The 20,810-nt window shown below is 42.7% G+C and carries 24 protein-coding genes; 1 reads left to right on the forward strand and 23 read right to left on the reverse strand.

Annotation, left to right across the window (positions count from 1 at the left end; translation table 11 throughout):
* Window positions 1–108: 108 nt before the first annotated feature.
* From FOA33_RS05645 to budA, 7 genes are all read right to left on the reverse strand, one after another.
* On the reverse strand, window positions 109–1,179 hold the full coding sequence (locus tag FOA33_RS05645; protein WP_221160932.1) for an ABC transporter substrate-binding protein: 1,071 nt from the start codon (window positions 1,177–1,179) through the stop codon (window positions 109–111).
* The gene (locus tag FOA33_RS05650) at window positions 1,176–1,949 is read right to left on the reverse strand and encodes an ABC transporter permease (RefSeq protein WP_221160933.1); all 774 of its coding nucleotides are present in this window, start codon (window positions 1,947–1,949) and stop codon (window positions 1,176–1,178) included. The genes FOA33_RS05645 and FOA33_RS05650 overlap by 4 nt, the downstream gene beginning before the upstream one ends.
* Window positions 1,946–2,752, reverse strand: coding sequence for an ABC transporter permease (locus tag FOA33_RS05655; RefSeq protein WP_221160934.1), 807 nt, complete (start codon window positions 2,750–2,752; stop codon window positions 1,946–1,948). Before FOA33_RS05655 ends, FOA33_RS05650 begins: the two co-directional genes overlap by 4 nt.
* Window positions 2,733–3,890 (reverse strand): ABC transporter ATP-binding protein, encoded by a 1,158-nt coding sequence (locus FOA33_RS05660; RefSeq protein WP_000742901.1) that lies wholly within the window; start codon window positions 3,888–3,890, stop codon window positions 2,733–2,735. Before FOA33_RS05660 ends, FOA33_RS05655 begins: the two co-directional genes overlap by 20 nt.
* A gap of 158 nt (window positions 3,891–4,048) precedes the next feature.
* Window positions 4,049–4,954 (reverse strand): UDP-N-acetylmuramate dehydrogenase, encoded by a 906-nt coding sequence (gene murB / locus FOA33_RS05665; protein ID WP_221160935.1) that lies wholly within the window; start codon window positions 4,952–4,954, stop codon window positions 4,049–4,051.
* 109 nt (window positions 4,955–5,063) lie between these two features.
* Window positions 5,064–5,816 carry a YhfC family intramembrane metalloprotease gene (locus tag FOA33_RS05670; RefSeq protein ID WP_221160936.1) on the reverse strand — a complete coding sequence of 251 codons (753 nt, stop codon included), beginning with the start codon at window positions 5,814–5,816 and terminating at the stop codon, window positions 5,064–5,066.
* A gap of 9 nt (window positions 5,817–5,825) precedes the next feature.
* Window positions 5,826–6,557 (reverse strand): acetolactate decarboxylase, encoded by a 732-nt coding sequence (budA, locus tag FOA33_RS05675; RefSeq protein ID WP_000375405.1) that lies wholly within the window; start codon window positions 6,555–6,557, stop codon window positions 5,826–5,828.
* A gap of 145 nt (window positions 6,558–6,702) precedes the next feature.
* Between budA and FOA33_RS05680 the strand changes: the two genes are divergently transcribed.
* A complete protein-coding gene (locus FOA33_RS05680) occupies window positions 6,703–7,974 on the forward strand; it encodes an aminotransferase-like domain-containing protein (RefSeq protein ID WP_221160937.1) in 1,272 nt (423 codons plus the stop codon).
* A 20-nt stretch (window positions 7,975–7,994) separates the two neighbouring features.
* Here FOA33_RS05680 and FOA33_RS05685 read toward each other — a convergent pair whose 3' ends face one another.
* The 16 genes from FOA33_RS05685 to FOA33_RS05760 all read right to left on the reverse strand — a co-directional run bounded on the left by FOA33_RS05685 (window position 7,995) and on the right by FOA33_RS05760 (window position 20,801).
* A complete protein-coding gene (locus FOA33_RS05685; protein ID WP_033585614.1) occupies window positions 7,995–8,810 on the reverse strand; it encodes an ABC transporter substrate-binding protein in 816 nt (271 codons plus the stop codon).
* A 156-nt stretch (window positions 8,811–8,966) separates the two neighbouring features.
* Window positions 8,967–9,620, reverse strand: coding sequence for a phosphate signaling complex protein PhoU (gene phoU / locus FOA33_RS05690; RefSeq protein ID WP_000946475.1), 654 nt, complete (start codon window positions 9,618–9,620; stop codon window positions 8,967–8,969).
* 11 nt (window positions 9,621–9,631) lie between these two features.
* The gene (gene pstB / locus FOA33_RS05695) at window positions 9,632–10,390 is read right to left on the reverse strand and encodes a phosphate ABC transporter ATP-binding protein PstB (protein WP_000138669.1); all 759 of its coding nucleotides are present in this window, start codon (window positions 10,388–10,390) and stop codon (window positions 9,632–9,634) included.
* A gap of 12 nt (window positions 10,391–10,402) precedes the next feature.
* On the reverse strand, window positions 10,403–11,206 hold the full coding sequence (gene pstB / locus FOA33_RS05700; protein ID WP_221160938.1) for a phosphate ABC transporter ATP-binding protein PstB: 804 nt from the start codon (window positions 11,204–11,206) through the stop codon (window positions 10,403–10,405).
* Between the two features lie 10 nt (window positions 11,207–11,216).
* Window positions 11,217–12,101, reverse strand: a complete 885-nt coding sequence (gene pstA, locus FOA33_RS05705) for a phosphate ABC transporter permease PstA (protein WP_000543050.1) — start codon at window positions 12,099–12,101, stop codon at window positions 11,217–11,219.
* Window positions 12,091–13,008 (reverse strand): phosphate ABC transporter permease subunit PstC, encoded by a 918-nt coding sequence (pstC, locus tag FOA33_RS05710; protein WP_001070950.1) that lies wholly within the window; start codon window positions 13,006–13,008, stop codon window positions 12,091–12,093. Before pstC ends, pstA begins: the two co-directional genes overlap by 11 nt.
* Window positions 13,008–13,886, reverse strand: a complete 879-nt coding sequence (locus FOA33_RS05715) for a phosphate ABC transporter substrate-binding protein PstS (RefSeq protein ID WP_221160939.1) — start codon at window positions 13,884–13,886, stop codon at window positions 13,008–13,010. Before FOA33_RS05715 ends, pstC begins: the two co-directional genes overlap by 1 nt.
* Window positions 13,887–14,096: 210 nt before the next feature.
* The gene (locus FOA33_RS05720) at window positions 14,097–15,401 is read right to left on the reverse strand and encodes an RsmF rRNA methyltransferase first C-terminal domain-containing protein (RefSeq protein WP_221160940.1); all 1,305 of its coding nucleotides are present in this window, start codon (window positions 15,399–15,401) and stop codon (window positions 14,097–14,099) included.
* Window positions 15,402–16,175, reverse strand: coding sequence for an inositol monophosphatase family protein (locus tag FOA33_RS05725; RefSeq protein WP_007520301.1), 774 nt, complete (start codon window positions 16,173–16,175; stop codon window positions 15,402–15,404).
* A complete protein-coding gene (locus FOA33_RS05730; RefSeq protein WP_001041959.1) occupies window positions 16,165–16,443 on the reverse strand; it encodes a UPF0223 family protein in 279 nt (92 codons plus the stop codon). The genes FOA33_RS05725 and FOA33_RS05730 overlap by 11 nt, the downstream gene beginning before the upstream one ends.
* Complete coding sequence (locus tag FOA33_RS05735) at window positions 16,444–16,845, reverse strand: Spx/MgsR family RNA polymerase-binding regulatory protein (RefSeq protein WP_221160941.1); 402 nt, start codon at window positions 16,843–16,845, stop codon at window positions 16,444–16,446.
* Window positions 16,846–17,065: 220 nt separating this feature from the next.
* Complete coding sequence (locus tag FOA33_RS05740) at window positions 17,066–17,683, reverse strand: TIGR01906 family membrane protein (protein ID WP_221160942.1); 618 nt, start codon at window positions 17,681–17,683, stop codon at window positions 17,066–17,068.
* A complete protein-coding gene (locus FOA33_RS05745) occupies window positions 17,673–18,446 on the reverse strand; it encodes a TIGR01457 family HAD-type hydrolase (RefSeq protein ID WP_221160943.1) in 774 nt (257 codons plus the stop codon). The genes FOA33_RS05740 and FOA33_RS05745 overlap by 11 nt, the downstream gene beginning before the upstream one ends.
* 10 nt (window positions 18,447–18,456) lie before the next feature.
* A complete protein-coding gene (locus FOA33_RS05750; RefSeq protein WP_221160944.1) occupies window positions 18,457–19,194 on the reverse strand; it encodes an acyl-[acyl-carrier-protein] thioesterase in 738 nt (245 codons plus the stop codon).
* 4 nt (window positions 19,195–19,198) lie between these two features.
* Complete coding sequence (gene hemW, locus FOA33_RS05755) at window positions 19,199–20,329, reverse strand: radical SAM family heme chaperone HemW (RefSeq protein ID WP_221160945.1); 1,131 nt, start codon at window positions 20,327–20,329, stop codon at window positions 19,199–19,201.
* A 73-nt stretch (window positions 20,330–20,402) separates the two neighbouring features.
* The gene (locus FOA33_RS05760; RefSeq protein WP_000517391.1) at window positions 20,403–20,801 is read right to left on the reverse strand and encodes a YtxH domain-containing protein; all 399 of its coding nucleotides are present in this window, start codon (window positions 20,799–20,801) and stop codon (window positions 20,403–20,405) included.
* Window positions 20,802–20,810: the final 9 nt, after the last annotated feature.

Raw genomic sequence — 20,810 nt, forward strand, 5'->3', positions numbered from 1 at the left:
TATTATACAAAAAGGTGTAGTTATGATCAAACTTTAATAAGTTTGATTTATTAATTTCATCATAAAAAACGAACCAGCTTGACTGATTCGTTTCGTGTCTGCTTACTCCTACTTCCGATACATTTTAAACTGTAGGAAGAGGTCACTATATTTTCCTGTCCATTTATGGTCAAATTTCTCATAAACTTCCAAGTGTTTCATGGTATCAGCGTCTGGATAGAAGGATTTGTCTTCCTTAGTCTCCTCTGGGAGCATTTCCTTAGCTGGTAGGTTTGGTGTTGAGTAGCCCACATACTCCGCATTTTTGAGAGCATTTTCGGGTTTCAACATAAAGTTGATAAAGGCATAGGCGGCATCTTGGTTTTTCACGGTTTTTGGAATGACCATGTTATCAAACCAGAGATTGCTGGCCTCAGTCGGAACTACATACTTGAGGTTAGGATTTTTCTCCAACATCTGGCTGGCTTCCCCTGAGAAGGTCACACCGATAGCAGCGTTGTTCTGAATCATGTAACCCTTCATCTCGTCTGCCACAATGGCCTTGATATTTGGAGTCAATTTGTAGAGCTTATCCACTGTTTCTTCCAGCTGCTGAGGATCCTTGGAGTTGAGGCTGTAACCAAGTGAGTTAAGCCCGAGTCCCAGAACCTCACGCGCCCCATCAAAGAGCATGATGGAATCCTTGTATTCTGGCTTCCAGAGGTCATCCCAATGCTCAGGCGCCTCCTCTACCATGGTTTCATTGTAGACAATTCCCAAGGTCCCCCAGAAGTATGGGATGGAGAATTTGTTGCCCGGGTCAAATGACTGGTTGAGGAACTCAGGTCCGATATTTTCGATTCCTTCAATTTTTGAATAATCGAGTGGTACCAAGAGGTCTTCGTCCTTCATCTTGTTGATCATGTATTCACTAGGAATAGCAATGTCGTAGGTTGTTCCACCCTGCTTGATCTTGGTATACATGGCTTCATTGGAGTCAAAGGTCTCATACTGTACTTGGATTCCTGTTTCTTCTGTGAATTTCTCCAAGAGTTCTGGATCGATATAGTCCCCCCAGTTGTAAATAACCAGTTTTTGACTGTCTCGGCTATTGATTTTACTGTCTAGATGCGTCGCAATCCCCCACAAGACAAGGATAATTGCTGCAATTCCTGCTAAAAATGAATAGAGTTTTTTCATGCTTGCTCCTCCTTCTCACGTGAGATGAAGTAATAGCCAACAACTAGGATAATACTAAAGAGAAAGACAAGGGCAGAGAGGGCATTGATTTCTAGCGAAATTCCCTTACGAGCACGAGAATAAATTTCGACTGATAGAGTCGAAAAGCCATTCCCTGTCACAAAGAAGGTTACGGCAAAGTCATCTAGCGAATAGGTGAAGGCCATGAAATAACCTGCAATGATAGACGGAGTCAGGTAAGGAAGCATAATTTCCTTAAACATCTGAAACTGGCTGGCTCCCAAGTCATAAGCCGCATGAATCATGTCACCGTTCATTTCCTTGAGTCGAGGCAAGACCATCAAGACCACGATAGGGATGGAAAAGGCCACGTGACTAGATAGAACCGTCAAAAATCCAAGTGAAAACTTAAGCTGGGTAAAGAGAATCAAGAAGCTGGCACCAATCATAACGTCAGGCGCAACCATGAGGATATTATTGAGTGATAAAAAGGCTTCTTGGTATTTCTTACGAGACTGATAGATATAGATAGCACCAAAAGTCCCGATAATGGTCGCAATCAAGGCAGATAGAAAGGCCAAGAAAAAGGTTTGGGTTAGGATCAACATGAGACGGCCATCACCAAACATGGTTTTAAAATGGCTCAAGCTAAAGCCGGTAAAACTATTCATATCATCCCCTGCGTTAAAGGCGTAGCCAATCAGGTAAAAAATTGGCAAATAAAGGACGATAAAGACAAAGGCTAGGTAGAGATTGGCAAATTTTTTCATCGTTCTCTCCTTTCCTTGGTCACCCACATGGTGATGAACATGGTCAGGATGAGGATCACACCGATGGTAGAACCCATTCCATAGTTGTCATTGGTCAGGAAGTTCTGCTCAATAGCCGTTCCCAGCGTGATAACGCGGTTCCCACCAATCAAACGTGTCAGCATGAAGAGACTCAAACTAGGGATAAAGACAGACTGAACCCCACTTCTCACCCCGTTCATAGACAGAGGGAAGATAACATGGCGGAAAGTCTCCCACTTGGTCGCACCGAGGTCATAGCTGGCATTGATGAGGTTGTTATCCATATCGTCCAAGACATTGAAAATCGGCAAAATCATAAAGGGAAGCTCGATGTAGCTTGCGACAAAGATGAAGGAGAAATCCGTAAAGAGCAACTGCTGCGAACCGATTCCGATAAATTCCAAAAATTGATTAATAGAGCCATTCTGACCAAAAATCCCGATAAAGGCATAGGCCTTGAGGAGCAGGTTAATCCATGTCGGCAGGATAATCAGCATGAGCCAGAGTTGACGGTGCTTGAGACGGGTCAAAAAGAGGGCTGTTGGATAGCTGATGAGCAGTGTTACCAAGGTGACAATCCCTGCATAAAGCAAAGAGTTGAAGCTCATTTTGAGATAGGTCAAGTTTTGTGACGCAAAGTAAGATTTATAATTTTCTAAACTAAACTGCCCTTCGATGTTGAAAAAGGATTGTCCAAAAATCAAGACCAAGGGTGCGAGGACAAAGAGGGCAATCCAAAGCATGTAGGGCACTACAAAGAGTTTAGAGGTTGTTTTCTTCATCTCTTTCCTCCTCGATCGCGTTTATCAGACCTGCTTCTTGCTCTTCGATTTCTACGTACTCCTCGATACGAGCATCGAACTCTTCTTCGGTTTCGTTGAGACGCATGATATGGATATCTTCTGGTTCAAAGTCCAGACCGATTTCCTCTCCAACGATAGCCTTACGAGTTGAGTGGATCATCCATTCATTACCGAGTTCGTCATAGGCGATAATCTCGTAGTGAACCCCACGGAAAAGTTGAGTATCCACCTTAACTTGGAGCTTGCCTTCTTCAGGAAGGGTAATGCGCAAGTCCTCTGGACGAATGACAACCTCAACAGGCTCATTTGGCTTCATCCCACCATCGACCGCTTCAAAGCGTTTGCCGTTAAACTCGACCAAGTAGTCCTCAATCATGGTTCCTGGCAAGATATTTGATTCACCTATAAAGGTGGCAACAAAATGGTTGATAGGCTCATCGTAGATGTCCACTGGCGTTCCAGACTGAACAATCTCGCCATCATTCATAACGAAAATCCAGTCACTCATAGCGAGAGCTTCCTCCTGATCGTGAGTGACAAAGACAAAGGTAATCCCCAATCGTTGTTGCAGTTCACGCAGTTCGTACTGCATGTCTGTTCGCAATTTCAAGTCCAGCGCTGACAAGGGCTCATCCAACAAGACCACACGGGGCTGGTTGATAATGGCACGGGCAATAGCCACACGCTGGCGTTGTCCACCAGAGAGTTTACGGATGGAACGCTTCTCGTAACCTTCCAACTGAACCATCTTGAGAACTTCCGCTACACGCTGCTCGATTTCTTTCTTGTCGATTTTACGCAAGCGGAGTGGAAAGGCAACATTTTCAAACACATTCATATGTGGAAACAAGGCATAGGATTGGAAGACCGTATGAACATCTCGTTTGTTTGTTGGGATATCGTTGATCCGCACCCCATCCAGCAAAATATCTCCTGTCGTCGCATCCAGTAAACCTGCAATGATATTCAGAATGGTTGATTTTCCTGAACCAGATGCGCCCAAAAGAGTGTAAAATTTCCCTTCTTCCAACTCAAAGTTGATGTCTTTAAGAACCTTGGTGTTGCTGTCTTCAAAAACTTTAGAAACGTTTTTGAATTCAATAATTGGTTTTTTCAATTGTCATAAATTCCTTCTTTTTCATAAATTAACAGATCAGGGCTCTGTCAGGCCACTACTACCTCGTGTAGGAGATTGAACTGCCTACATGCATCTTCGCTAACGATAGGCTTTCACCCCCTTTCCATTGACATAGTAGCAGCTTTTCTGCCTAAATTTTATTCTTTCTCACCCAAGATTCGGACTTCTCTCTCAAGGGTGACACCTGAGTGTTCCTTGACTTTTTCAATAACAGATTGGATCAAGTCCTCATAGTCTTTGGCCGTTCCGTCAGCAACATTAATCATAAATCCTGCGTGCTTTTCAGACACTTCAACACCACCGATACGATAGCCCTTCAAGCCAGCCTCTGAAATCAACTGACCTGCAAAATGCCCCACTGGACGCTTAAAGACTGAACCACAAGATGGGTATTCTAGAGGTTGTTTGAGTTCACGTAGGTGCGTCAAGCGATCCATTTCTTGCTTGATAACCTGATGATTTCCTGGAGATAGGGCAAATTTAGCTGACAAAACAACAGCTCCAGAATCTTGAACAGCTGAATGACGGTAACCAAAAGCCAATTCCTTGGCAGATAAGGTCTCGATTTCCCCTTCCTTGGTCAAAACTTGACAAGACTGCAAGATATGAGCAATCTCTCCTCCATAGGCACCCGCATTCATAAAGACTGCTCCACCGACGCTCCCTGGAATGCCACAAGCAAACTCGAATCCAGTCAAACTATGACGGAGGGCAATACGTGTCGTTTCAATCAAGTTGGCCCCAGCTTCCGCTTCAATGGTATAACCATCAACTGAAACATTATTAAGCTTGTCACACAAGATGACAAATCCACGAATTCCACCGTCACGAACGATGATATTGCTGGCATTCCCTAGCACCATCCAAGGAATACTCTCTTGATTGGCAAATTGAACGACACGCGCCATCTCATAGCGATTCCGTGGCAAAACCAGATAATCCGCTCGTCCCCCTACCTTAGTGTAGGTATAGAGCTTCAATGGTTCCTTAAAACGAATATCAATTCCTTCTAATTGTTCTTGTATTCTAGTTACTAATGTCATATCTCTCATCCTTTTGTAAAGTGATTTCATTATACCATTTTTAAAGATTTTTGACGACTGGAAATTTCTGTATCCAATCTTCACATAAAAAAAGAGGTCACCCCTCTTTTTATGATTTTTTCCAAAATGTAGATTTTGTCAGCCAGACAAGAGCTATAAGTTCTGCGAGAAGGATGATCTCAACTAGAAGAGGATTTGTAATCCATCCCACTTGAGATAAGGCTGGAGCTAAGTCAAACAAAGCATGCAAACCATAGGCAGCAACGAGATAGATCCATTTCTTTTGGATGACACTTTGGTAAACCCAGACAGTAAGGCTAATTTGGAGAACCAGAGCAAGGACACGCTCAACTCCTAGTAGATAGATCTGCCATGCTGATAGAGACTGAACTGTTTCTAATGTACTTTTCGTAAGAAGATTCGCCGCATCAGTATTTGAAGACTGTAGGAGTGAAAAGAGGATCAAAAGGCTAATCAAACTTCCCATTCCGAGATAGAGCATCTCCAAGCCCCCATGTCCCAAACCATAAGCCCAAGCATCTCTATCTTCCAACTTTCTCTTTTTCTCCAACCATTTAAAAAAAACAAGACGAGCTGTTTCCTCAAAGAGGGCAGCCATGGCAATCCCATAAAGGACGTATAAGAAAGGCTGCTCCTGCATGAGCGGAATGGTTCCATCTTTTTGCGGATGGAGTACCAGAAGGTGAACCATCTTCTCTAACACTTGAGAAGAAACAAAAAATGCGATTGCCCCCAAGCCCATCACTGCAAGAGAGATTTTAAACCGTTTTTTGGCATACCAAGTCCCACCTACTAGAATGAGAACTAAAGCGATCATGGTGAGGATAATATGTACTGTCATCTTTTTCTCCTATTCTGACTTATCAATATCTTTCTTCATCTCGTCAACATTAAATTTGGCAAATAAATACTGGCGATCTTGGACTGGAAAACGTTGATCCAACTGGTCGACTGCTCCAACCTCGATCATTCCTTCTTTGATAACAAAGTCCATCACATGCCCGCCAAAGGTCAAATCATCTGAGATAAAATGTAAATGGTAGCCTGCAACACTCACCCCATGGAAAATCTCCGGTGTCCAAAATCCAACAATGGTTCCCGATACATTTTCACGGCTATATTCAGGTTGGTGAGTCGCCACATCAGCAAACTTGGTATCAGGTGTGGATTTGGGAATCATCCGCACATGCATTTGTGAAAATTCGCCATGAATCTTGATGGAACGAAAAAGATTTTCCCCATCATAGTAGGACTCAATTCGCTTTTCCAATTCCTTATCCGTCATCTCAAAGCGCTGACGAAAAATCACTTCTGCCTGATGAGGGACCACTGCTGCATAGGGAATAAGAGCATCCGCTGCCACCTCGACGATTTCAGGCGTTTGACCAGATCCCTTGGCTTGATATGCCTTACCATCAAGGACAATCAACTCCCCATCAATCGAATCCAATGTCCCCAAGCCGAGGTCACCATGTTCCAGCAACTCTCCCACTGTCATGGTTCCACCATAGAGACCTGCCATTAGGGCACCTAAAGTATTGTATTGAAATAATTTTACCGGTTCCTGCACTTTTCTATCTATTCTCTTTCTTATCTTTTATTCAATGAATCATCATACTTTCTAAGTATACCACATTTGCTCCTAGTTGTGAAAGGGAGAAATGCTTTTCCCATTGCAAAGGAGGCAAAAAAAAGGTACAATGTAACAAAATCAAGGGAGGTCTGGAATGAAGAAAGAAAGTAAATACCAAGCAGTCGTTTCCTTTCTAAAAAAGGGGATCGAATCAGGAAAATTTCCAACAGGTAGCCGGCTTCCCTCTATCCGTCAACTGAGCCAGGACTTCCACTGTAGCAAGGACACTATCCAACGAGCCCTACTGGAATTGCGCCATGAACAATACCTCTATGCCAAACCTCAGAGTGGTTACTATGTTCTGGAACAAGGACAGCATCAGGACTTGGAAATCGAAGTCACTGATGAACATGCCAGTGCCTATGACGACTTCAGAATCTGCGTCAATGAAACCCTGATAGGCCGAGAAAACTACCTCTTCAACTACTATGACAACCAAGAAGGGCTTGAGGAACTGAGACAATCTGTCCATCAACTCCTCTTTGACCAAGCCCTCTACTGCAAACCCGATCAACTGGTTCTAACTTCTGGCACCCAGCAAGCTCTCTTTATCCTTTCTCAGATTGACTTCCCTAGCAAAGGAGAGGAGATTTTGGTCGAACAACCGACCTATCACCGAATGAACCGCCTCTTGGTCGCTCAAGGATTAGCCTACCAGACCATTGAACGCCGTATTGATGGCATTGACCTTGAAGAACTGGAAGAACAGTTCAAATCTGGGAAAATCAAGTTTTTCTATACCATTCCTCGCTTCCACTATCCCCTAGGTCATTCCTATTCTGATCAGGAAAAAAGGGATATTCTGGATCTAGCAAACCAGTATGGTGTTTACATCGTAGAGGATGACTATCTAGGAGATTTAGACCCTAAAAAAGGGCAGACCTTCCACTATCTGGACACTGAGGATCGGGTCATTTATATCAAGTCCTTCTCAACCAGCCTCTTTCCAGCCCTTCGTATCACCGCTCTCATTCTCCCAAATGCCCTAAAAGAGGCTTTTGTTTCCTACAAAAATATCCTGGACTATGACAGCAATCTCATCATGCAAAAGGCGCTCTCTCTTTACATCGACAGTCAGTTATTTGAAAAAAATCGACTGGCCAGACTGACCCTTCAAGAGAACTATCAGGCTCAGATAAAGAACGTGCTTGAAGAAAACACCTGCCCCTTGCCCCACTATCCTCTACACGATGGCCTTCTCCTTGATTTGAGACACTATCCTAAGATTGCCAGTCTCAAACACAGCTCACTCAAACTAGACTTTTTTGAGAAGGCTTATTTGGACGCCTGTCCTTATCAGTTCGCCAAAGTCTCTCTCGAAAATCTAGAAGAGTTATTAAAATACATAAAAGCAGAATTGGATTAAAGTCCAACTCTGCTCTTTTCTTATTGTTCAACTTCTGTTAGTTTCGCTGCTTTTTCTAGATAGCTTTGATAGGTTCCGTCATCTTTTAGTTTTTGGATCACCTTATCGACTACCGCTTTCAAGTCTGATTGATTCTTCTTAATAGCAACAGCATTGGCTTCGCCATCTTTCATCGTCAAATTAACAGTTGCAACGGCAAGATCTGAGTTTTTACCTGCGTAGCTAAGAGCAACTGGTTCATCCATATGAACAGCATCCACTTTTCCAGCCTGCAATTCATTGACTGCTTCCCCCATATTGGTCAAGGATGTCAATTGGGCATTTGGCAATTGTTCCTTCACCATGGTTTCTGGAACAGTTCCCTTTTGAGCTGCGATATTGGCACTTGCAAGGCTTGAAAGATCCTTGTACTTGTCTAAATCGGCTTTTCTAACTAAGAAACTCATCTTGTTTTCATAGTAAGGGATTGAAAAGTCAAAGACTTCCTTTCTCTCATCTGTAGCACTAATTCCCGCAATGGCTAAGTCAGCCTTTCCAGTTTGAAGGCTGGTCAAAACATTGTCAAAACTCATGCTAGAGATTTCAAGTTTAACCCCAAGCTCATCCGCAATCGCTTGAGCCATATCAATATCTGCCCCAACCACTTGGTTTTTACCATCTACCAAGGATTGGAATTCAAATGGTGCATAGTCTGGGCTGGTCGCAACGACTAGCTTTCCTTTTTGTTTGATAGCGTCCACAGCAGACTGGGAGCTATCCGTTCCTGACTGGCAAGCTACCAAAACCATGCTGGCAAGCATGCTACATACAACTAACATCCATTTTTTAAATTTCATAAATAAACGACCTTTCTGTTATTTCTGAATAATTATAACTCTTTTAAAAATAGTTGTCAACCCTTTTAGAGATTTTGAATGTAAAATAATTCTTTTCATAAAAAGAAGACTGATTTATCACAATCAGCCTTTTATTCTGTATATTTAAACCGTTTCTTATAGTTCGACAATCTTCCCTGTTTCAAAGTAAACAACCCATTCACAGATATTTTTAGCGTAGTCTCCGATACGTTCCAAGAAGGAAATGACCTGGAAGTAATCACGACCTGTAACGATGGCTTCAGGATGTTTCTTAATTTCTTCTGTAGCCAAATCACGAATGCTATCAAAGTAATGGTTAATTTTTTCGTCCATCGCTGCTACTTCGTAGGCTTGATCCACCGAACCGTTCAGATAGAGATCTAGAGCCGCTTCGACGAAGTTTTTCACATCGCGTCCCATCTTTTTGATCTCTTCTTCAACTGCGGGAATGCGTTGTTCCCCCTTCATACGAATAGTTGCTTTTGCGATTGACACTGCATGGTCTCCCATGCGTTCCAGGTCTGATACTGCCTTGAGAACGGTCAATACAGTACGGAGGTCTTGAGAAACAGGTTGTTGAAGCGCGATCATTTCAAATGATTTCTTTTCGAGTTTCACTTCATATCCATTTACTTCTGCATCTTCCTCAATAACTTCTTTTGCCAAATCACGGTCATGTGTGACAAAGGCACGCACTGTACGATTGATTTGTGAGAGCACTTCTTGTCCCATGGCATAGAACTGGTTGTGCAATTTCTCCAAATCTTCTTCAAATTGAGATCGTAACATCATTCAACTCCTTATCCAAATTTTCCTGTAATATAATCTTCTGTTTCCTTGTTTTGTGGGTCTAGGAACATTTTCTTCGTATCGTTAAACTCAATCAAATCCCCATCTAGGAAAAATCCTGTTTTATCAGAGATACGTGATGCCTGTTGCATCGAACGTGTTACCAAAAGCATGGTGTATTTATCTTTCAGACCATACAAGGTTTCCTCAATCTTACCAGCCGAGATAGGATCCAAGGCCGAAGTTGGTTCATCCAAGAGAATAATCTTGGGACTGGTTGCTAAGACACGAGCAACACAAACACGTTGTTGTTGGCCACCTGAGAGACCAATGGCCGAATCATGCAAGCGATCCTTGACCTCATCCCAGATAGAAGCACGTTGCAAAGCTTTTTCTACTGCTTCATCCAAAACATGTTTATCCTTGACTCCATTGATACGTAGGCCGTAGACAACATTTTCGTAGATAGACATAGGGAAGGGGTTGGGCTGTTGAAAGACCATACCAATTTCCTTACGCAATTCAACCGTATCGGTACGCGGACTGTAGATATTGTGACCATTATAAATCACTGTTCCAGTTGTTGTCACCTCAGGATTTAGATCGCCCATGCGGTTGATGGCTTTGAGAAGAGTGGACTTTCCTGATCCAGAAGGACCAATCAAGGCTGTTATTTCCTTAGGTTGGAAAGAAAGGGAAACACTATTCAAAGCCTTCTTTTTATTGTAATAAACGGACAGGTCTTTAACCTGCAAAATCGGTTCTGTCATACTGCTTCCTTTCTAACCAAAGTGTCCCGTTACGTAGTCATTGGTAGACTGTAGTTTCGCATTTTGGAAAATATTGGATGTCTTATCATACTCAATCAAATCGCCCAGGTAGAAAAATCCTGTGTAGTCACTTGCACGCGCAGCCTGTTGCATACTGTGGGTAACAATGATGATGGTAAAGTCTTTCTTCAATTCCAACATGGTTTCTTCCAGTTGGGCTGTCGCAATCGGATCCAAGGCTGACGCCGGTTCATCCATCAAGAGGATATCTGGCTTGACAGAAATGGCACGAGCGATACAGAGACGTTGTTGTTGTCCACCAGAAAGCATCAGGGCTGATTTGTGGAGGTCGTCTTTGACCTGATCCCAAAGGGCAGCCTGTCGGAGAGAAGTTTCTACAATTTCATCAAGTACTTTCTTGTCCTTAACACCTGCACGTTCATGAGCAAAAGTGATATTGCGATAGATAGACTTGGCAAATGGATTTGGACGTTGGAAGACCATTCCGATATGCTTGCGCATCTCATAGACATTGATTTCTGGACGGTTGACGTCAATCCCTCGGTAGAGGATTTGACCTGTGACCTTGGCAATATCAATGGTATCATTCATCCGATTGAGACTGCGAAGATAGGTAGATTTCCCAGATCCAGAAGGACCAATCAAGGCTGTAATTTTATTTTTTTCAAATTGCATATCGATGCCCTTGATGGATTCATTTTTACCATAGTAAACATGTAAATCCTTGGTAGAGAGGGCCACTTTTTCTTCAGAAAAGGTGATGATATGCTTTTCATCCCAGTTATATTTTGACATGGCTTCTCCTTTAGGCAGCGGTTAATTTCTTGTGTAAATAGCTTCCGAGTTTGCGAGCTCCAAAGTTAAAAATCAAGATAAAGATGAGGAGCACGGCGGCAGAACCAGCTGATACAATGGTAGCATCAGGAATGGTTCCTTCACTGTTGACCTTCCAGATGTGGACCGCCAAGGTTTCTGCTTGACGGAAGATTGAGATAGGACTGGTAACACTGAGGATATTCCAGTTAGACCAGTCAAGGGCTGGAGCGGATTGTCCTGCCGTATAGATAAGAGCGGCGGCCTCACCAAAGATACGACCAGATGCCAAAACAACGCCCGTTACGATACCTGGAAGGGCTTCTGGAATGACGACATGAACTACAGTCTCCCAACGAGAAATTCCAAGAGCTAAGCCAGCCTCACGTTGTGTATGGTGAACGTGTTTTAAACTGTCCTCAACATTTCGAGTCATCTGAGGGAGGTTAAAGACCGTCAAGGCCAAGGCACCTGAAATGATTGAAAATCCATACTCAAACTGGACCACAAAAATCAAGTAACCAAAGAGACCCACAACGACTGATGGTAGAGAAGACAAAATCTCAATACAGGTACGAATAAAATTGGTCACAGGTCCTTTTTTGGCATACTCAGCGAGGAAAACGCCAGCTCCCATAGACAGGGGAACAGAAATGATCAAAGTAATAACCAAAAGGAAGAAGGAATTGTAGAGCTGAATCCCGATACCCCCACCTGCTTGATAAGAGGAAGATTTCCCAGTCAAGAAGGACCAAGAGATGTGAGGTAACCCTCTCACCAAGATATAGAGAATCAAGGATGCCAAGATGGCCACGATGATACCCGCGATGGTATAGAGGACAGCTGTTGCAAGTTTATCTAATTTCTTAGCGTGCATAGTTTTTCTTTCCTCTTTCTTTCGTAATCAATTTAATCACACTGTTAAAGGCCAAACTCATCAAGAGCAAGACTAAGGCCAGTGACCAGAGAACGTTATTATCAACCGTTCCCATAACGGTATTTCCGATACCCATAGTCAAAACAGAAGTCAAAGTCGCAGCTGGTGTTGTTAGCGAAGTTGGGATAACTGCTGAGTTTCCGACAACCATCTGAATAGCAAGGGCTTCACCGAAGGCACGCGCCATCCCAAAGACCACTGCAGTGAAAATACCTGAACGTGCTGCTTTCAAGGTCACACGCCAGATGGTTTGCCAACGAGTGGCTCCCATAGCCAAACTAGCTTCACGGTAATGACGAGGAACAGCACGCAAGCTGTCCGTTGTCATAAAGGTTACAGTTGGTAGGATCATGACAAAAAGAACGAAAATCCCTGACAAGATCCCGAAACCAGTTCCACCAAAGATGCTACGAACAAAAGGCACCACAACTTGCAAACCGATAAATCCATAGACGACTGAAGGAATACCGACGAGAAGTTCAATGGCTGGTTGCAAGATTTTTGCACCCTTTGGTGATACTTCTGTCATAAAAACTGCTGCTCCAATAGCAAAGGGAGTTGCGATGAGGGCAGATAAAATCGTCACAATAAAGGAACCCAAAATCATTGGAAGGGCACCAAATTGTTTCCCTGAAGGATTCCAAGTTTGTCCAAAGAGGAAATCAAAGATGTTCACTCCATTGACAAAGAAGGTCGACAAGCCTTTTTGGGCTACAAAAATCAAAATCATCGCCACAATGATAACAATCAAAGAAAGGCAAGTGAAGGTCAAACCTTTACCAAACTTCTCAAGGCGAGAGTTCTTTGAAGGAGAAAGTAATTTTTTAGATAATTCTTCTTGATTCATTATTGACCTCCTTCTACTGCTGTAACGGTACCTGAAGCATCCTTTTGGACTTTCATTTCATTGATGGAAATATAGCCCATGCCCTTAACAATTCCATTTTGGGCTTCATCTGAGAGGACGAAATTCAGGAATTCAGCAGCTAACTCGTTTGGCTGACCGAGTGTGTACATATGTTCATAAGACCACAAAGGCCAATTGTTAGTCGTTACATTTTCAGACGTAGGTTCATACCCATTCAGTTTCATGCTTTTCACGGAGTCATCTACATAGGCAAAAGCCAGGTAAGAAATGGCTCCAGGCGTTTGGGATACAATGGACTTGACCATCCCGTTAGAATCCTGTTCTTGGCTCTGCATTGCCGCTTGGCCATTCATAACGACCGTATCAAACGTCGCTCGTGAACCAGAACTTGCTGCTCGGTTGATGATTGAAATGGCCAGGTCCTTGCCCCCAACTTCTTTCCAGTTGGTCACTTCACCTGTAAAGATTTTGCGAAGTTGCTCGGTTGTGAGATTTTCAACATCCACTTCCTTGTTTACAATCACTGCCAGACCAGCCACTGCAACCTTGTGGTCTACTAGAGCTGAAGCATCGATTCCATCTTTTTCCTCTGCAAAGACGTCAGAGTTCCCGATGTCTACTGCTCCAGACTGGACTTGGGAAAGTCCTGTACCCGATCCACCACCTTGAACATTGACTGTTTTTCCGATGTTTCTAGAACCAAATTCATCTGCTGCTGCTTCGACAAGAGGTTGAAGAGCTGTTGAACCAACAGCTGTCATGGATTCTCCACGATCAATCCAGCTAGCACATCCTGCTAGAGAACCTGCCATCAAAAGAGCTACAAGAGACATGACGAGCTTTTTTCTTTTTTTCACTGTTATTCTCCTTGAACATAATGATAAATGTTCTGATTTCTTCCGTTTGTCCTAATCATCTAATTATCATCAATGATTGTACCGCTTTATTTTATCTAGTCATTCTTAGGAGCGGACAATTCCATCGTATAATATAAGTAATAATGAAAGACTATCAGAAAAAACTCATACTTCCACTATAACATAGAATAGGCTCTTTGACTAGCTTTTTCACCTGAATCTGAGCCCTTTTGGATAATAATTTTTCAAAACATTTCCCGTTACCTTGGCAAAGCCTAGTCCGTTTCCTTGAACCACAACTTGATACCAACCATTTGGTCGAGCTTCAGACAATTGAACAGTCTCACCAGCCACATATTTTACAAAGTCGTTATCATTGATTTCGACACTTTGTTTTACTTGGCTTGGTTTCAAGGCTAATCCGAGAGCAAAGCTTGGTTCGAAGCGTTTCTTCTTAAAAGTACCCAGATGGAGCCCATTTCGGGCAATTTTGAGTTTGCCTAGATCAGGTAGCATCTCTGGCAAGAGATAGAGTTGGTCTCCAAAAGTCTGCAAGATACCAGTTAGATTGACTCGCAAGTGTTTTTGGGCAAATTCTTGCCACAAAGCCAGTTGCTCACGACTGAGATTGCTCTTGCTAGCTTTGAATTTAGGTGCAGGATTTTGTCCCTTAAAGTGCAGGTGGGCAACAAACTGGCCTTCTCCCTTAAAATGGTGAGGGTACATCCGAGCCGTTTCAGAAAGATCAATTCCTGCTACCATACCATTCACATGCTCGACTGGAAGCAATTCAAATTCATAATTATCAAGTAACCAGTGGACGATTTCTTCATTTTCCTCTGGTGCCCAAGTACAGGTCGAATAAACTAAACGGCCACCTTCAGCAAGCATGGTCACTGCATCTTCTAAAATTTCTCTTTGGAGACTAGCACATTGGCTAGGATAATCGGTACTCCAATAATCCATGGCCTCTGGCTGCTTACGAAACATCCCTTCACCCGAACAAGGTGCATCAAGGACAATCACATCAAAGTAACCTTTAAAAACCTTGGCCAAGCGCTCAGCAGATTCATTGGTCACAACAACGTTTGTCGCTCCAAATCGCTCCATATTTTCCACTAAAATTTTAGCACGCTTGCTCGAAATTTCGTTGGAGACAAGGACTCCTTGATTAGCCAGATAAGCTGCTAGTTGAGTGGATTTTCCACCTGGTGCTGCCGCCAAATCCAAGACCTTCATACCAGGACTTGGTTGAGCCACCTGGGCCACCATTTGGGCTGCAGGCTCTTGCGAGTAAACAAGACCTGTCGCGTGCTCTGGAGATTTCCCAGAAACTTTACCATAATACCCCCAAGGTGTATTGGGAATAGCATCCGCAAACGACAATTGACTTTCTTTTAAGGGATTGACTCGAAAAGCCGAAACCGCTTCCCGCTTAAAAGAGGCAAGAAAGTCTCTTGCCTCATCTTCTAGTATCGCTTCATATTTTTCAACAAATCCTTCTGGAAATTGCATTTAGTTCTCTTTCCTTTCGTAGATATAAGACTGAATCACTTCTTGCATCTCGATTGGCACCATCATGACAGGCTGACGCGTTTTAAAATCAGCGGGCTCACCTGATACTGTAAGAAGACGATAACCCAGACTTTCCCCTAAGATACTGGCCGCAGCGTAATCCCATGGCTGTAAGTAGGTAATATAAGTCAGAAGACGACCCGATAAAACCTTGGCAAAACTAATGGCCGCACTGCCGTAGACACGGACTCCCAACGCTGCTCGCCCCAAATCCGCCAGGCCCCACTCATTGCTTTCAAACATACCTGAGTTACCAGCAACCAGGAATTCTCTGAGGGGCTTCTTTTTAAAAGGCGGTAAGGGCTCATTATTGCGACAAGGAGGAAAGGCACCACCACCATGGTAACAATCACCTTTCATAACATCATAGATGATGCCAAATTTGCCCACACCATTCTCAAAATAAGCCAACATCACGGCAAAATCTTCCTGCTGAGCGACAAAGTTATTGGTACCGTCAATGGGATCAATCACCCAAACAGAACCTTGATCGACCGCAGCACGCAAACAGCCCTCTTCCGCGCAAATCAAGTCCTCAGGATAGGAGGACTTGATCCGATCAACCAAGAGTTCCTGGACCTCCTTGTCCAAACGTGTCACTAAGTCAGTAGGTGAAGACTTGCACTCAACCTGCAAATCTTCTTTCATGTGAGCCAAAATATAGTCAGCAGCTTCCTGCACAATCTGTTTGGCAAATTCAAATTTAGTTTCCAAGAGAAATCTTCCCTTCTCTTTTTTCTTTTGCTAATTGAACCGCATGATAGAAGGAATAACCGCTAGCCGTCTCAAATTCGCGACCTAGGCGCTTTTCTTCACTTTTGCTCGGAACGACAGACTTAAATTCCTTGTAGGAATCTAGCAGTTTTTTTGCTTCTACCTTATCTTCATAAGCAGCTTCAACATCATTAAAAAAAGAGAGCACTGAAGCAAGTTCTTCAGTGCTCCACGACAAATCTAGTGGGTAACTATACTGTTTGTTCATCTATCCAATACCAGCTCTCAATGTTGCTTCTTTTAGTTCTTGTTTACGGTAACTACGAGGGAGAAAAGCACGAATCTCATCTTCATTAAAACCGATTTGCATACGTTTGGTATCTGTAATAATTGGGCGACGCAAAAGACTAGGATATTGCTCTATCAACTGAAGCAACTCCGATACCGAGATACTCTCTACATCAATATCCAATTTTTGAAAAATTTTTGAACGAGTTGAAATGATGTCATCAGTACCATTTTCGGTCAAGAAAAGAATATGTTGTAATTCTTTTCTTGTTAAAGGACTAGTCATAATATTATGCTCTTGAAAGGGCACTTTATGCGTCTCTAACCAAGCCTTTGCCTTACGACATGATGTACAACTCGGTGATAAAAATAGTGTAATCATGCTTTTCTCTTCTTTTATCTATACTTAGTATTTCTATTATACAAAAAAATAAAGCGCTTGACTAGGTATTTTTAGAAAAAAAGCCTATTTTTTCATAGAAAATAGACTGTTTTCTGCAAAAATCTCCTGCTTTGCAAGTTTATCTTTAGGATAACCTAACAATAAATAGGGAGTAGAGCAACTTCTCTCGTTTTTTATTAAAAATACAGAATTTTTTCCACTATTTCCTTGAAGCTTTAGCGAGAAGGAAACCGAATATTCCTTCATACAAAGCAAAGAAAAGTAAAAAGGCATGGAGGAAGAAAATCTCTGGCAAAATCCAAATAACGGGATCCTTTGCTGGATCAAAAAGCCAGGTATCGTCTCCCACAAAGAGAATCTGATGGAAAAGAGTAAAGAATTGCTCAAAACCAATCAACACTCCCACAAGCCCAATGACTAGAGGCAATAGTACTAGAGCCAGGATACTTTTACGATATAGGGGCAAAAAGCCTTTTTTCACAATCTTTCCAACAAAGAAATAGAAACTAGGTAGCGTCACTAGGGCAACTAGCTGAACTAGGTGAAAGAGATTCTTCACCACCGCAAAATGGTGTAGACCTGCAGCTGACGAACGAAAATCCGGCATCTCTAAGACCTGACTAAAGGGATTGGTCAGGTAATTCATCAAGATATGAAAGTTGTACTGAATGGTTTCTGGCTTTAGATAGACTCGATCCGCTAAGTTCAGCCACTGAATCTCCATGGGATAGAAAATCCAAGTCAGATAAATGGTTAAGAGGATAGACAGTGAGAGGAGAAAGAGCATGCTTCCCCAAAAGGTCAGTTTAGTTTTCATCAAAATTCCACTCCGAAAGGCTAGAAACCACATGAGTTGGTGCAATCGGCAGGTCCCCCACTTCTTCTGACTTGGTAAAACCTGTCGTCACCAAGAGCGTTGGGATACCATTGTCAATCCCTGCTCGGATATCTGTCAGGTAGTTATCCCCAACCATGAGCAATTCTTCTCTTTTCAAGCCCAAGTGCTCAACTGCCTTATCCATAATGATAGCATTTGGTTTCCCGATATAAACTGGTTTTACACGTGTTGCTACTTCAAGAAGTGTAATTAGTGAACCAGCACCAGGCAAAAGACCACGTTCCGTCGGGATATTGAGGTCTGGATTGGTTCCGATAAAGTAAGCACCCTTTTGGATAGCTAGAGTCGCCGTCGCAAATTTTTCATAGTCGACTTGCCAGTCTAGTCCAACTACCACATAGGCAGGATTTTGCTTATCTTCGACATAACCAGCTGCCTGAATGGCATCCTTGAGCCCCGCTTCTCCGATGACATAGACCGTCTTTTCCAGTCCCAAGTCGTTCATATAGTCGATGGTTGCCAAGGTTGCTGTATAGACAGTTGATAGAGGGGTATTAATGTTAAAATTCTGAGCCAACATCTCTTGAACACTCTCTGGAGTGCGAGTTGTATTGTTTGTTACAAAGAGATAAGGAATTTCTCGCTTTTGCAGTTCATGCACAAAAGCCTCACCCGCGGGAATTCGGTCTTTCCCCTTGTAAATGGTTCCGTCTAAATCAATTAAATAACCTTTATAAGCCATATCGTCCTTTCTAATTGCCTTCAATTTCTTGCCAAGTAATCATAGCTTGGGCATTAATCTCGCCATCACTGATAATCTCATGCTTGCTTTCTAGTCCCTTGAGTTCATAAGCTGAAGCAATCATGCCACCTGGTCGCACTTCTTTTACATATTTGAGATTGATTTTCTTTGGAATATACTTGGTCAAAAAGTCTGCTCCCATAACCTCAAAAATCCAATCTAGGTATTTGCTATTATTGACATGACCATTCATATCCAAGTCGTAAAAACGAACATGGTAGTCTTTGCTGATTGGGTCTTCTAGGTTAGCATACTTTGGCCCACGGATGAGTTTTTTATCAAACTCGGACTGATAAGGAGCAACAATCTCCGGTTCGACAGCATGAACTTTCCGACTGTCTCGGTCCATCAGAACAAAGGTCGCTAACATGCGAATGATTTCTTGACCTACTTCATCATAGATAGTAAAACGGCGGTAGCAAAAAAGACGATTGTAAGTCAATGCTTCTGTTTCAATCGTAATCTCCTCAGCAAAGCGAGGCAAGCGAACCACGTCAATCGCATAATCTGTAATAATCCAGACCAGATTGTAACGTTCTAACATATCCTTGTCGCTAACTCCCAGCTCAATCGACTGCATACCGGATACTTGCAAGGACAGCAAAATCACATCTGGAAGTTTGATATGACCATTCATGTCCGCCATATCAAAAGGAATTTTCATTTTCATTTGATAAGTTAAGCCCATTGTTCTACTCCAAAATAAATCGTTCTGCTACAGTGTCTCCTAAAAAGAGACCTCTCTTTGTCATTCGGACACGGTCACCATCGATCTTCATGAGACCTTGTTGAACCAAGTCTCTGATGATTTCTCCATATAGTCCATCAAAGGAACGTCCGAATTTTTCCTCAAATCGCGCCATGGAAACACCAGATTTCTTGCGGAGACCTAGGAACATTTCTTCTTCCATCTGCTCCCTTTGACTCAGGTGTTCTTCTGTAATCCGAGCATTTCCTGCCTCTACCGCATTGAGATAGTGGCGGATAGGACCATGATTTTTATAACGCACCCCATTCACATAACCTGAAGCACCCGCACCGATACCATAATACTCGGCATTATCCCAGTACATGAGATTGTGGCGACTTTCAAATCCGGGTTTAGAGAAATTGGAAATCTCATAATGCTCAAAACCAGCTCGCTCCAGTTCTGCGATGATGTACTCAAACATCTCCGCTTCCAGTTCCTCCTTGGGTAGGGGCAATTTCCCACGTCGCATGCGGTTCATAAAGACCGTATGATTCTCCAAAATCAAGCTATAAAGACTCATATGAGGAATATCAAGCGAGATAGCCTTAGCTACATTGTCCTTGACCTGAGCTATAGTTTGACTAGGTAGAGCGTAAATCAAGTCGATGGAGATATTGTCAAAACCAGCCAGTTTTAGGCGGTCGATATTTTCATAAATATCCTTCTCCAAGTGACTACGCCCAATCTTTTTCAGCATTTTGTCATCAAAAGTCTGCACACCTAAAGAAACACGATTGACTGGCGACTGTTTCAAAACCGCAATCTTATCTGCGTCCAAGTCTCCTGGATTGGCTTCAATCGTCAACTCTTCCAAGACTGACAAGTCCAGGTTTTGGGTCAAGCCATCCAAGAGCACTCCTAATTGCGAAGCGGACAAAGCCGTTGGCGTCCCACCTCCAATGTAGAGAGTTCGTAACTTTTGGATATCATAAGAACGAAACTCCTCTAGCAGATGCTCCAGGTAACTATCTACTGGTTGATTCTTGATAAAGACCTTTGAAAAGTCACAATAATAACAAATCTGTGTGCAAAAGGGAATATGCACGTAGGCGGAAGTTGGTTTTTTCTGCATAGTACTTATTATACCACAAAGACAGGCTTGCAGATAAAAATCACCATCTCCAAAAACCAGAGATGGTGATGCATTATACTTCAGTAATATCGATGATGATTTCTTCTTGGTCTTCAGCAACGTCTGGAGTTGTTGACTGTTCTTGCCACTGCTCCTTGAGATTGTTAAAGGTTTCCTTTGACGCTTCTGTCGCTTGTCGAGCACAGTTTTTAGCTTGGTCAAGGACACTATCAAAAGTGATTTCACCAGATTCTACTTGTTCCTTTGTTTTCAGCACAAAGTCAGTTGCCTGTTCCTTCACTTCTGTTAGTTTTTCACAAACCTGCTCTCTAGCATATTCTGGATCTTCTCTCAAATCATCTAGAAAATCCTGAGCTTGACTACAAACTTGCTTGCCCTTGTCACTCGTCAAAAACAAAGCAAGAGCTGCACCTGAAACTGTTCCTAAAAGGATAGAGGATAGTTTTCCCATAAGATTTCT

Origin of the sequence: Streptococcus cristatus (genome assembly GCF_019685515.1) — a bacterium.
In the GTDB taxonomy this organism is placed as follows: domain Bacteria; phylum Bacillota; class Bacilli; order Lactobacillales; family Streptococcaceae; genus Streptococcus.